Raw genomic sequence first — 12,920 nt, 5'->3', positions numbered from 1 at the left:
AAAACGCACTCTTATGAAAAAGTATATCAGCATTTTAACTCTAATTATTGTTTCCGCTTCTATGGATGCGCAAACAACAAATATTCTTGACACCATTTACGCAAACGACACAAAAAATGTTGCGCTCTTTTTCCCTGAGCCTATACGTCAAGGCATAACAGGTTCAGAAAATTTTGTATTCACGTACAATCGAGAAAAAAAACAATATTTTGGCTTACTGCAAGCCAAACAAGGAAAAGAAAGTAATCTACTGGTAATCAATAGAAATGGTTCAATTTTTTCGTATATTGTAAGGTATAAAGCGCAGCTTTCAAAGCTCAACTATTTTATCCCGATGACAAGTAGTATTGGGAATGAAAAACCAAAAGTTAAAGATTCGATTCAGACTAAAACTTCTGAAAAAAGTATTGACAACAGCACGTATTATTATCAAAAATTTTGCTCTTATCTTCTTGATAAAAGACAATACCTTGGAAGGTATATAAGGCGAAATGATGGTGTTATTTTGAGGCTTGAAAATATTGTTTTTGATAAAGATGAACTCTACTTCGTTATTCAAATTAGGAATAATTCTACTTTGGATTATGATTTAAATTTCTTAAACCTTTCCATCGAGACTCGACAAAAAGGAAAAAAGAAATCTTTACAACGTTTGTACCAAGAGCCTATTTTCAAATACCATCTGCCTTCTAAAATTGTAGTCAATGAAACGGTAAGATTCATTTATGTCATGCCGAAATTTTCATTATCCAATGACCGAAGGGTAATTTTAGAATTGAATGAGAAAGATGGCGAGCGAAATATTGAAATGAAAATATCACATAAATATATCAATAACCCAAATTAATTACATTATGAAAGCTTTAATTACTTCCATCCTTGCATTATTTATTTTATTAATACTCTAATTTAAGTCCCTAGACATTAAAAGCACTAGACATCAATGCTATCTCCGAATTTTTTATACCGATTCTATTTGCAACTGTTTTCCAATCTTTGACCACAGTTAATACATCATTTAAAATGGTCTCCATTTCGGCATTGTCTAACCTAAAATACTGGCCAACACTTTTAGCCAAATCGAAGCTTAAAGCATTGTCATCCATATCTATATTTAGAGACAAACCATTTTTTTCTATCGAGGGGTTTAAATCATAGGCGGGCGATAAGATCCAGCCTTTTTCAGTTAATATAAATCCGTGATTTCGCAAATGGTCATCCGTATTAGAAATTGCTATGTTAAATACGATACGCCGCCAAAGTTGATGTAAATTAGCTTCCACATCTGTACCATAATTTTCTATGAACTCTACAATTTCAAGATAACTTGGTGCAGACTCCTTTATAATATCTTCTGTATTTCCAGTCATTGTCATAGCTGAAGCAAAGTGAATGCGTTTTCCGTTGTCTCTATCAAATCGTCTAGTTAGGAACGTGTGATACCGACCGCTAATCTTTTCTGTTTTAGAATCTACCATATGTATTCCTGCAGCAGTGGCCAGTTGATAGGCTAAAAACTCCCAAGCCGCTTTATCTATGGTATCTGTCTTTGATGGGAACTTTGCTATCCAAAGATTCTTCTTTGGGTCAAAAACATTTGCCTTGGGTCTTGCCCCTCCTAAAGAAGAACCTGGTGCTATCAATATAGCAATCCATTTTCTTACCGCTTCACTTTGGTCATCACTTTCTAGTTGCTTCGCTGCTTCCTGCAAATCTCCTAGCGATGACCACGGTGGTGTTGGACTATGTGCATCGTTATCTAAAAAAGGGCCTTCCAATTCAGTTTTAAAGCGCAAAGCCCCCATTCTACTTTCATCAAAAACGCCGAGCAAATAATCTATTTCATAGAGTGTGACTGCTTTTTCATTCTTAGCTCTAGCATCTTGAGCAGCCCTACGTTTCATTAAAGTCTTACCCCAGGTATCTGGCATACTATCCAAAAAGATTCCAAAATTTTCCTTATTGGCTGGATACTGTGGGCCTGAATAAAAATCTATATCTGGGTCTAGCAATCTTTGTGCATCAGTTTTTAACCAATCCTTGTCATACTCAAAGCTGAAAGCTTTTTTGCCTTTGGCTAAGTGAGCAGAAAGTACGCCTACCAAGGTTGGCTTCTCTAAAGCTGCCCAATCTGCAAATACGTATATGTCAAATTTTCCTGTTGCCATACTATTTATAATAGATCAAGGTCTTGCAGTTTTCTGCCGAATTCATCATCCCTGGCTAACTTTAGAAAATCATCTTGAAGATTAAGCACCCTAAATACATTAAAGTACAGACCAATCGCCACAGCTGGGTCTCCCTTTTCAATACGATAAAGGGTAGCTCTATGAATACCTGCACGTTCAGAAACTTGCTCAGTGCTAAGCTTCCTTCGCTTACGAGCAAGCTTTACATTTTCCCCTATTTGTTCAAACATCTTTTGAAATTTAGGCAGAAGAATAGCTTTCTTAGAATTCATTTTGTTGTTTATTTACGACAAATATAATATTTTTGATGTAAATAAGCGACAAAATAATCACTATTCCTTTATACTATTTAAATATCTCTTTAACCTCTTGGTAAATTTTATCAAAATTAGCCTGTAAATCGGCATCAGAATATTCTTGTTGTTTCGTTGGTAATCGTTTTTCAATTTTAGGAAGTTTAAATTGTACTTTCTTGTCCTTACCGTCTGCAAACGTAATAAACTCGCCTTCTTTTAGCCTAAAAAATACATCAGCTCTAATTTTAGCAACTTCTCGCTCTCCTGTGGTTATGCGTGTATCAAAATTAAGGTTATAGCCACGATTGACACTTGTAGTTTCTTTCTTGACAATTTCAAAAAAACGTTCATAATATTTCGCTGTGTCTGGATCGTTTACCTTTCCGAAGAATTGATAGGATAAATTGCTTAAAATCGCTTTGCTCGCCTTATCACCATACATCATATCATTTTGAATTTTGTCTTGCATCACGTAAATCGTGGCAATATCATAACTACGTAACGTGGCTGGAATTCTGTGCATATTCAATAATCTAATCGTTGGTGCTTCTTCCATTAATAAAAAAGAAGCATTTGAATTTCTCACACTCATTTGCTTTGTAATAGTATGAATAATAGTCGCGATAATTGGAGAATAAGCGGTTTCATATTTTGGGTTATTGACTACTGAAATCGCGAAAGGTTTTTCTTGGTTATTTATATCTAGCGGAACATCATCTGCGGATAAGGTCATAAAAATACGTTGGGTACTTATCTTCTTTAGCGCATTAGCCAAGGTGCTTTTTACACCAGCGGTTTGTCTGTCGGAATCCTTACCACTAATAAACGCATCTGCCATCGCTCTCGATGTGGTGTTGGAACTTAAAAAAGTTATTAGGCTATCTGTGTCCAGAAATTGATAAATGGCTATTAGATGCGGTAAAGTACAAAGGTGCGGATATGAGGTTCGTAGTTTCCAAATCAAACCACCAATGAGACCCTCAGCTGCATCATTGAAGAATTTTATTGTACCTATGCTTCCCGATTCTCTTTGCTCTAAAAGATTTTCAATGAGCACTCTGGCAACCTCATTGACGCTTTCTTCATTGGTCATGTATCTTGGTGCTATTGGATTCACTCTATCATAAATAGCATCAAATGAAATCACTTTGAAATCAATCTCGTTTTTTTCAAATAAAGGAAATGCCATTTCTGTAAGTTCAAAATTTTTATAATCGTGAATGACACCAGAAAATTTATGTTTACTAAAATGCAGAAGAAAATTAAAAACGACGCTTTCTGTTTTTCCACTTCCTGCAGAACCTATAATTGAAGCGCCTCTTTTGATGTTGTTTATTTTGAAATTTCCTCGCTTAACTTTAAAATGAACTTGATGTTTATTGTTAGAATCTAAAGTGTCATTCTCCTTGTGGAGAAATACATATAAAACGGTGTTGATAAGCAAAAGCGGACAACCTATATAAAGTAACTGTATAATCCATTGCATCAAAAAAGTGTTCAGTTTAAAAAGTAGTCCTAAACAAATTACTGTCAATATGAGATTTATAAAAAAGGCATATCGCGTCATTTTGAACAGAATTGAAAACACCAAGCTCATTCCAAATAATAATCCAATAGTAAATGTGACTCCTTGTATTTCCATGTTATATACCTATTGAACCCGATTTAATTGCCAGGTCCACACCGCGTTTTAAAGTCCTGATTGTTTTTAGTGCCAACTGCACTTGATTAGTTGGAATACTCATAATGGGTACTCCTGATCTTGCAAGCATTTTAAAAGCAACAGCTTTTTCACTTGCCGGCAATCCTAATAATGTTGTGAAGTACAGTTTTGGGTTTTTAATGAAATCTTTCTTCGATTTATAGGATTCTGAATAGTTACGTTTGAAACCAAACGTTTGATCAAAAGTGCTTTCTGCTTTTGTAAAAAAAGCATCTCTGTCAAAACCACGTTTTACTAATTTCCCGTTCATCATAACTTCTGAAGCTTTGTATTTAGATCCAGGCGATAAACTGACAGAATTTGATGCATCCTTTCGGCTCACGATGATATGAATATGACTTTGGTTACCCGCTTTTTTCATGCCTTGAACTATCCTTTTTCCATTTTGTTGGTGTGGTGCTTCGGCTTCAAGTTTGGCTATTTGGGATTTCATTTTCTTGATATTACCGTCTAAATTTCCATTTTCAATTTTTCGAATATCTTGTTTAAGTTGAAGTATTTTAGTGCCAAACGGTTGGTTCTCTTTTACTTGTTTATCTGTACCTTTAAATTTGCGTTGATGCTCAATTTTTGCAAAATATTTTATATCATCAACAGTTATAGGTTTGCCATTGATTTCACGATTGAAAGACGATGCATAATCGGTCATAATCGCTCTGGTGTACTTTTTTAAATCTTCAGAACTCTTTTGTAATTTTCGTAATTCAGATTGACTTGGGTTTACGGTAATTGAATAAAATTTAGGTTCTTTATTTTTGAGTTTCGCGGTATTGCCATCAATTTCTTTTACCACGTCTTTGGCTTCAATTTCATCGCCATATTGATTGAAAAAATGTTCCATATCCTCTTGCTCCAAACTCTGATTTTCTTTCTCTAGATAGTCTACAAAATCCGCAGAACTTTGTGAATAATCTCCTCCTAATTTTTGAGCTGTAATTGTGATGTACATAATTTTATAATTGATTATTTGAATCTTTTTTTTCCACAAACTGGACTTTCCTTTCTTTAAGATCTTTTTCTAAAATGAGCTTTTTCTCTTTAGGTTCAAATTCCATAAACAAGGATTGAAGCATCGCAGTTGTGGGTTTGTCGTGGTTCTTTTCGATGTCTTTTATGATGGCGATCACGGCATTAATTCGTTTCTTAATTTCACTTTCTAAAGTTTGCATATTTGGACCAATAGTTTCATTTGGCGAAATGCCATTATCTTCAAAAAAATCAAGCATCAATAAAAGTGTCATAGATTTTGAAAGTGACATTTTTCTACAAAATCCATTAAATTTTTTAGCTACCGAAGTTTTAATACTTAGGCTTTCAAATCGTTCTTTTTCATATCCTTTATCCATTTTTCCTTGAAAAATTTGTTGTTTTTATTGGGCTGACAGCTTTTTTCCGTGAAAAAACATGTTAGAAATTCAAAAATCAAAACAATCAATCGCCGAAAGGTGTTGATTTTACTAGGGTTTTGGAAAAACTGAAAATCGAAACATCGCACTAGCGTGTTACCCTCTTGCTATACAAAATTCGTCCCGCAGGGACAAAAATTTTTGCTACACATCATATTCATGATGTGCTTGGATAGAATTAAAATACTCCATAGATCTCATTTTTTGAATGACTGGTCATGAGCGAAAGTCAAATATAAAAAGAATAACCAGGTATCAATTAACTGCCTATTGACAGCCCTATAAATATAAAGGTTTCAAAGGCCAATTGAAAAGAAAAAAAGCCCCCAAACAGCATCAATTCCAACCAATGAATATGGTTTTAAGGGAATTTGAAATTTTGGTCGTCAGATTTTGAAATTATTGGGCTAAATGTTTTAAGGATTGAACCTTGCAAAAAAAACAAAAAGACCTTTAAAGTTTCAAAGGTCCTTTATTAAGCGATTATGTTCTAAGTTCTCAAATATTGAACACATACTGATAGCTGTAAAGGTTTTTTATCGCTTCTTCGTCCAATATCGTGTCATAATCCAAATGCTGTTTTTTTGCATAGGCTTTGAGGTCATTCCCAAATTTTCTTTCTATATCTTCTTTTGAAACTGAAAGCAGATATTGTTGGGTCTCTTCGTCCAGATTGTTGTAATTGAGATAAATCATAACGGTCTATTCTATGTTCAATATTCACTGGGCAACATCAAGGTATTGTTCACAAAATATAGGCGCAGTTCATCCAGTGGAAAATCCGTTACGCTGTACCGGTGCGTTTCCAATATGGTGTCGTTGCCATCGCCATAACTTATAATAGCTTCACATCCTTTTTCAATTTTTTCAGCTTCTGAAAGACGTTTAAAATCAATGGTTATGAAATGGTTTTTGTCCATAAGGCTCTTTGCAAACACCGAGGCATCGGTAATTAGCCAAAAACATGCTGCCTTTTGGGCTAAATAATGTACCCCGTCCGTAAACCGTGTCTGTATCAATGGCAATTGAAAAATTTGCTCTGTGCCACAAAATTGTTGTAGGCTTTCCTGTAATGTATTAACTTTGGTTTTCATTGTTTTTCTGATTTAGATTAATAATGAAAAAGAGGGTGTTGATTTAAAGGGACACCCTCTTTTATTTTTCATTCACTCATTGCTTCCTAGCAGTAATATTTCACTTACTACCACTTCGGTTACATAGCGTTTTACGCCATCTTTGTCCTCATAGCTTCTTGAGGTCAATTTGCCCTCAATGGCTATTTCCTTGCCCTTGGTCACGTACTTTTCAATGGTGTCTACGGTCTTGCCCCATGCCACTAGATTGTGCCAATGGTATCGGTCTGCTTTTCGCCTTTAGCATCTTTGTAATGCTCATTGGTCGCCAATGATAGACGGACTACTTTCTTTCCGCTTTCCAAGTTTGTAATGGTTGGCTCTCCACCAACGTTTCCGATTAACTGTACTTTGTTTCTTAATGTACTCATGATTAAAAAAAATTAGATTAATATTTCCCCTATCGGATTTAAAACGGATTAAATTTTAAGGGGTGTTTTGTTGAATTTCTCTCCTGCGCAGCACAATGGATGGAGTGGGTTTTGTCAAGACTTTTGGAAAACAAATCAGGAGTATCTGCGACGTAGAAAAACACTTGGGTTTTCAAGGAAGTAGAGACCTTATTTTTTTTCAAAATTCGCATGGTCTTGACAAGTTCCACAAGGGCATTAGCAATTCTTGATGACCTATTTACCGAGTGAACGTACCGGCAGTTAAGCGAATGAAAGTACTTGGGTCATCCTAGAATTGCTTTTGCCCTGCCTGTTTTTCGCTGTACCGAAAAACAAGCAAAGGCTTCATCCATTATTAACCCCTTAAAATGTACAAGCCAAAGGTTTGGTTTTCAACAACTATTGAACAAAGCCCAGAGAAGGGTTTGCCGATAATTATGTTAAGAAAACCGAAGATTTGGCTCCCTTTACCATGTATAGGACCAATAAGCTGATGTAAGTTCTGCTCTAGCGGACGCTATTTCAAAACTTTTGGTTGGGAACGAAGTGTTCCTGCCTTTTGCGGCAGGAGAAACGTAGAGTACACCTGAAATTTTGGGATTGTGTCCAAGATGTTTTAATAAAGCGCTTTGCCTGAAATGGAGTTTTTACGGAATGGAGTGGAAATGGGCTGATTGGCTCATGAAAACAGAATATAAAAACAGCCACTAATCATCAAGTTGAGAATTAGTGGCTTCGATTATGATTTGACCGACTTTTTGAGTTTGGTAACCCGCTCTTTCTGTCTGCCTATTCTTTTATTGGCAATAGCCTTTTGTTCATTTTCGATATCTTCTATTGGAATACTACCGAAACTTTCAGCTAGACTTTTTAATGCCATAGCTTCGCTATATTTTGGTAATGATGACTTAAAGGAATCAAAACCTACATTGTTGGTGATGGTTGCCATGTCGTCTTTTGCTAATTCTCCAAGGCGTTTAAGCAATCCGCTTGCACCTTCTTTCCCATATTTATCAATATCCAACAGCTTACCGTAGTGTTGTTTTTTTGGCCAACTCAATGCGCCCCATAAAATCAATCTGTTGAGAACTTCTGTGGCATCACAATGTTTATGTTTTCCAAGCACAGTCAATTCTTCAGCTCCACTCATCGCTTCTATGATTTTCTTATGAACTTTCTCTTCATCGAGTTCCAACATGCGTTTTGCTCTTGTATTGATTTTTTCAATTTGAGCGTCAACACTTTCCTTACTTTTCGGATCCATCGATTTTATCTCCTGCTTTTTGGTCATTTTGATTGACACGTATTTTCCTCGTTCATAACCATTAATCCAAAATCCTTTTATTTTGTTTTTCCGTTTATCTTTTCCGTGGACAGTCTCAAAATCATCATAATTCACCAACACATTGACACCTAGTTTTTTCAGTTTCTGTGTTAGTTCGTCAGTTGTGTCTTGATGTTTTGATTTAATCAAATGGACATCCTCAGCATTATTGACAATGCTCTCAATTTCGTTTTCGATGTGCATTTCAGTTTTATTGCTGAAACAAACTTTATCGAAACATCTGTCTTCGTCCTTTACATCTGGAAACAAGGAACTGTTTGCTCCTGAACGCTTAGGACAATTGACGCACGCACCAGCCCTTTTAACCAATTTTTCATCCAGCGTATTAAAAACCGCTTTCGATAACTGCGCTGTAATGTTTGAATCGATATAGCTCTGTAGCTGTTTGGCAGATTTTATGCCGCCACTCCAATCGCTTGCATTTTCTGCCACTTCTTTTTGGTACTTCTTATCCAGTCGTGCAATTATCAATGCCTTTGAAAGGTTGATTCCATTTTTGAAAAACAGCTTTTTCCATTCGGCATTTAGGTTATTGAGGCTCAACCGTTGCAGAATGAAACTTTCGGATTTGGCGATTTTAATCGCTATATCCTCAATGAGATAATTACCTTTACCAATCATCATTCTAAAGGTTTCAGCTTCACGCAATGGATGCACATCTTCCCTTTCAAGGTTTTCTATTATTTGGGCTTCCAGTGCTTCTTGGTCGTTCATATCCTTGATTTGGACTGGTACAGATTTCAAATCAATGAGTTTACAGGCTCTCAACCACCTTTCTCCACAGACAAGTTCGTAGCCTTCGGAAGTGGGCCTGACAAGTAACGGCTGGAGCACTCCATGCTCTTTAATGCTTTCTGCGAGTTTCTGGATGGATTGCTCGTTGAAATCGCTTCTCGGATTGGTCTTACCGGTTGTAATTTCAACCAATGCGACCTCTTTTAAATGTTCGGTAACTGTTTCCATAAATAATTTGATTTTGGTCCGTCAAGCCGACAGACATGATTAAACAATATTTATGCAGAACCCAAACGGAAGACAAAATTTTGGAGCGGAAAGGAAACGGATATAAATAGTGAGGTAGGAACGGCTTTATGCCGTCCCTTTTCCGAGAAATATTTTGCGAGTTTACCTTCGTGCCAATATTGTTATAGATATCTCTTTCTATTTTTTTAATTTGATTTGGATATGCTTTGATTAAAAATAGTCTTGCTAATGGAACTTGGGCAAGGCGAACATGATGCCAAAATTCGGCATTCAAATGCCCTAACCGTTCCAGTGGTCACGGAATGGTCAAACAAAATGGAATCATCAAATTTTGGCACCATGTTCAAGATTTTTCTAATGAAGCGCTTTTCCCGAAATGGAGTTTTTATGGAATGCAGTGTAATGGACTGACACCACTATGTACCATTTAAAATAATTCCATGCTTGTTTACATTTGTTGTTCTTTCTTTTTTCAAAATGTCTTTTAGGTTGATGATATCAGAGCTCAGTTTTTGTTCCATTACCCTTGCATAAACCTGTGTCGTGGCCAGTTTACTGTGTCCCAACAGTTTTGACACTGTTTCAATGGGAACGCCGTTGGATAAGGTCACAGTTGTTGCAAAAGTATGTCTGGCGGAATGGAACGTTAGCTTTTTTTGGTATCTTTAATTTCAATGTGATTTCCTTCAAGTAAGCATTCACTTTTTGATTGCTATATAGAGGCAATAAGCTATCGGACAATGCTCCCTCATACTTGGCTATAATATCCAATGCTTTGTCCAAATAGTGGTATTTTTACAGGTTTCTCAGTCTTTTCCCTGTTCGTGAAAATCCAATAATCCCCATCTATGCCCTTTACAATATTATTTCTGCCCAATGATTTCACATCGATGTACGATAATCCCGTATAACAAGCAAAAACAAATACATCCCTGGTCTTGATATGGGCTTCTTGTCTTAAAGTACCCAGCTCCAATACTTGCAGTTCTGATTTTGATAAAAAAGCACGCTCATACTTTGAAAATTTCAATTTGAAACGTGCGAACGGATTCTTTTCTATCCATTCCAGGTCCATTGCCAAGTTGAACAGCTTTTTAAAGCGTTCCAAATGTTTCATGATACCATTGTGGTTCAGTGGCCGTGCTTCATTCATAGAATGGGCATTGTGTAAAAATTGTTCTAGATCAATGATGAAGCCATACGATAACTGCTTTAAATAAATATCATTGGTCTTCATTTTTTCTTTTAGAAACCGTTTCAGATATTTTTCTGTGGTAAAGTAGTTTTTGAGCGTCCCTGGTTTTAAGCACGGATTTCATATTTTTGTTGTGGTAGCCCACCAACTCCAATAAAGTTTTCTCTTGTTCGTCCTCCCCTAAATATCTGGCTTTAATGGCTTGGGCGCTTACCAGCTTAAATTCCGAAAGCAATTGTTTATGACACGCCAACAGATTAGCATACACTTGGTCTAAATAGGCATTTAATGCTGGGGCATTAGGGGTTCTTGGTCTTGCTCTTTTGGTTTGGATATCCCAAGAAGTAACCGGTTGGTAACGTTTTAAACTGATTTCAGCGCGTTTTCCATTTACGGTGATACTGGCATAAACAGGGGCCGAATTTCCTTTTCTTTTGGCCATCTTTAACCAAAAGAGGATACTGAATGTCTTTGAAGTTTGCATAGACTCTTGCTTTAAGTGATGACAGAACTAACCGTCATTCCATATATCATTAATAGCCAAAAAGTTAGTTTCACTTTCCAAAAGTAGGTAACCGAATAGGTAACTTTTGTTTTGATATTTAAGCTAATTATATGAAATCAATAAAAACTTAAATAACTGAATATCATGTAATTAGGTTTCTATTAATGTCACTTAACACCCATTTTGTCGGGATAGCAAATAACTTATCTACAATAAACTCAAAATGATTCAAAAGAAACACGGCATATTTTTTATAAAACTTAATACCTTGACATACCCCCTAACTTTATGCTTTCAGACAATACAGAGCCTAATACTCACTTATTTTCACAAACCCATGTTAACGATTTCCAAACTTTTTATGAACTCTATAATGCCAATAAAACTTTCGAAGTGTAAATAAGTATCTTAACTATTAAAAACATAAACATCAAACACTATTAATACCTCATCTTAAAAAAGCTTTGATACGCTTTGGACGTTCAATCAACCTCTATACTAGCCTATCATTTTTTGTAACAATGTCAACTATATTACGAATAAAAGCACTTCACATTCACCTTCCTAACAAAGAAGTGTGATTTCACCCATCTTAACATGTAAAACACCCCCCTTTGAAAAGCATTTTAATCTATAATTTAGCCTTTCCCAAATTTTCTCTCAACAAAAAAAAACAATATCATATAGTCTCTAATAAAAACATGAAAATCAACCTTATCAAAACTCTTCTATTTCTTTTTATAATTCTATTTGCAAAGAACATTTTTGCCAACCCTATCCCAAAAATAACTGTGGCCCTTGATGGCTCTGGAAATTTCACAGGTATTCAAGCGGCCATTAATAGCGTTCCCTCTAAACTGGAGTCAAGAACAACCATATATATTAAAAACGGACTGTACAACACGGAAAAACTACTTATTCCTGAAAACAAAAAAAATATAACTTTTATAGGGGAAAGCCAAGAACAAACTATTATAAGCTACCATATCTACGATTGCAAAGGAGGTTTAAACAATAAATGTCCTGCTGAAGATGCCGCTAAATGGTCTGGTGAAACGATAAGGACCTCGGCAACTATAACCATTCAAGGCGATGGCTTTAAAGCTGAAAATATAACTTTTCAAAATACAGCCGGCCCCGTTGGACAAGCTTTGGCAATAAGTATCAACTCAGACAAAAACATCTTTATAAACTGTAGTTTTCTTAGTTATCAAGACACTATCTTTCTAAGAAAAGACGGTACTAGAAGTTACTTTAAAGATTGTTTCGTTCTTGGCAGAACAGATTACATTTATGGTGGTGGTATTGGTTATTTTGACACCTGCGAAATACGGAGTTATGGCGGCGGGTGGATAACCGCACCAAGCACTCCAAAAACACAAGAATACGGTTTTGTTTTCTATAAATGCAAACTAACATTTAAAAACAATAGTCCCAGACCTAAAGACAATAGCCAATTAATAAGTCTTGGGCGCCCATGGCACAACCACCCTAAAGTTACCTGGATAAAATGCGATATGGTAGACAAAATTGAACCTTTGGGCTGGCCTACCCTTTGGCACATGGAATACGCTCCAACCAGTAAAGACTTGCACCTATACGAATACAAGAACACAGGTAAAAGTTCAGATATCAGTAAAAGGGCAAACTGGGTTGGCATTAGAGAACTCTCAAAAAAAGAAGCCAAAAAATATACAATGAAAAATGTAATAAAAAGGCAAGACAACTGGAATCCTAAACAAATAAAATAAG

The 12,920-nt window shown here is 35.8% G+C and carries 10 protein-coding genes and 2 pseudogenes; 2 read left to right on the top strand and 10 right to left on the bottom strand.

The window, feature by feature from the left end:
* Positions 1 to 13 precede the first annotated feature (13 nt).
* The gene (locus ACIEHO_RS02665; RefSeq protein ID WP_406968359.1) at positions 14 to 847 is read left to right on the top strand and encodes a DUF4138 domain-containing protein; all 834 of its coding nucleotides are present in this window, start codon (positions 14 to 16) and stop codon (positions 845 to 847) included.
* Between the two features lie 70 nt (positions 848 to 917).
* Here ACIEHO_RS02665 and ACIEHO_RS02660 read toward each other — a convergent pair whose 3' ends face one another.
* The 10 genes and pseudogenes from ACIEHO_RS02660 to ACIEHO_RS16520 form a co-directional block, all read right to left on the bottom strand.
* Positions 918 to 2,168: a type II toxin-antitoxin system HipA family toxin gene (locus tag ACIEHO_RS02660; RefSeq protein ID WP_406968357.1), complete on the bottom strand. Its 1,251-nt coding sequence runs from the start codon at positions 2,166 to 2,168 to the stop codon at positions 918 to 920.
* Between the two features lie 5 nt (positions 2,169 to 2,173).
* On the bottom strand, positions 2,174 to 2,461 hold the full coding sequence (locus ACIEHO_RS02655) for a helix-turn-helix transcriptional regulator (protein ID WP_406968355.1): 288 nt from the start codon (positions 2,459 to 2,461) through the stop codon (positions 2,174 to 2,176).
* A gap of 73 nt (positions 2,462 to 2,534) precedes the next feature.
* On the bottom strand, positions 2,535 to 4,127 hold the full coding sequence (locus ACIEHO_RS02650; protein WP_406968353.1) for a type IV secretory system conjugative DNA transfer family protein: 1,593 nt from the start codon (positions 4,125 to 4,127) through the stop codon (positions 2,535 to 2,537).
* Between the two features lies 1 nt (position 4,128).
* Positions 4,129 to 5,157: a MobB family relaxase gene (gene mobB / locus ACIEHO_RS02645; RefSeq protein ID WP_406968351.1), complete on the bottom strand. Its 1,029-nt coding sequence runs from the start codon at positions 5,155 to 5,157 to the stop codon at positions 4,129 to 4,131.
* A gap of 4 nt (positions 5,158 to 5,161) precedes the next feature.
* Positions 5,162 to 5,554 carry a BfmA/BtgA family mobilization protein gene (locus ACIEHO_RS02640; protein WP_406968349.1) on the bottom strand — a complete coding sequence of 131 codons (393 nt, stop codon included), beginning with the start codon at positions 5,552 to 5,554 and terminating at the stop codon, positions 5,162 to 5,164.
* Between the two features lie 558 nt (positions 5,555 to 6,112).
* Positions 6,113 to 6,310 carry a hypothetical protein gene (locus ACIEHO_RS02635; protein ID WP_406968347.1) on the bottom strand — a complete coding sequence of 66 codons (198 nt, stop codon included), beginning with the start codon at positions 6,308 to 6,310 and terminating at the stop codon, positions 6,113 to 6,115.
* A gap of 17 nt (positions 6,311 to 6,327) precedes the next feature.
* Positions 6,328 to 6,708, bottom strand: coding sequence for a DUF6876 family protein (locus tag ACIEHO_RS02630; RefSeq protein ID WP_406968345.1), 381 nt, complete (start codon positions 6,706 to 6,708; stop codon positions 6,328 to 6,330).
* Between the two features lie 72 nt (positions 6,709 to 6,780).
* Positions 6,781 to 7,118: pseudogene (locus ACIEHO_RS02625) on the bottom strand (single-stranded DNA-binding protein).
* 760 nt (positions 7,119 to 7,878) lie between these two features.
* The gene (locus ACIEHO_RS02620; protein WP_406968343.1) at positions 7,879 to 9,447 is read right to left on the bottom strand and encodes a ParB/RepB/Spo0J family partition protein; all 1,569 of its coding nucleotides are present in this window, start codon (positions 9,445 to 9,447) and stop codon (positions 7,879 to 7,881) included.
* Positions 9,448 to 9,884: 437 nt separating this feature from the next.
* A pseudogene (locus ACIEHO_RS16520) lies at positions 9,885 to 11,147 on the bottom strand (site-specific integrase).
* 722 nt (positions 11,148 to 11,869) lie between these two features.
* Here ACIEHO_RS16520 and ACIEHO_RS02600 point away from each other — a divergent pair.
* Positions 11,870 to 12,919: a pectinesterase family protein gene (locus tag ACIEHO_RS02600; RefSeq protein WP_406968339.1), complete on the top strand. Its 1,050-nt coding sequence runs from the start codon at positions 11,870 to 11,872 to the stop codon at positions 12,917 to 12,919.
* Position 12,920: the final 1 nt, after the last annotated feature.

The sequence above is a fragment of the Flavisericum labens genome, assembly GCF_045446075.1.
Taxonomy (GTDB): Bacteria; Bacteroidota; Bacteroidia; order Flavobacteriales; family Flavobacteriaceae; genus Flavisericum; species Flavisericum labens.
This window is presented reverse-complemented; position numbering and strand designations above follow the sequence as displayed.

Excerpts from the sequence above, each read along its gene's own strand:
- ACIEHO_RS02650 (WP_406968353.1), bottom strand. The coding sequence starts at position 4,127 with ATGGAAATACAAGGAGTCACATTTACTATTGGATTATTATTTGGAATG.
- ACIEHO_RS02620 (WP_406968343.1), bottom strand. The coding sequence starts at position 9,447 with ATGGAAACAGTTACCGAACATTTAAAAGAGGTCGCATTGGTTGAAATT.
- ACIEHO_RS02600 (WP_406968339.1), top strand. The coding sequence starts at position 11,870 with ATGAAAATCAACCTTATCAAAACTCTTCTATTTCTTTTTATAATTCTA.
- ACIEHO_RS02635 (WP_406968347.1), bottom strand. The coding sequence starts at position 6,310 with ATGATTTATCTCAATTACAACAATCTGGACGAAGAGACCCAACAATAT.
- ACIEHO_RS02665 (WP_406968359.1), top strand. The coding sequence starts at position 14 with ATGAAAAAGTATATCAGCATTTTAACTCTAATTATTGTTTCCGCTTCT.
- ACIEHO_RS02655 (WP_406968355.1), bottom strand. The coding sequence starts at position 2,461 with ATGAATTCTAAGAAAGCTATTCTTCTGCCTAAATTTCAAAAGATGTTT.
- ACIEHO_RS02630 (WP_406968345.1), bottom strand. The coding sequence starts at position 6,708 with ATGAAAACCAAAGTTAATACATTACAGGAAAGCCTACAACAATTTTGT.
- mobB (WP_406968351.1), bottom strand. The coding sequence starts at position 5,157 with ATGTACATCACAATTACAGCTCAAAAATTAGGAGGAGATTATTCACAA.
- ACIEHO_RS02660 (WP_406968357.1), bottom strand. The coding sequence starts at position 2,168 with ATGGCAACAGGAAAATTTGACATATACGTATTTGCAGATTGGGCAGCT.
- ACIEHO_RS02640 (WP_406968349.1), bottom strand. The coding sequence starts at position 5,554 with ATGGATAAAGGATATGAAAAAGAACGATTTGAAAGCCTAAGTATTAAA.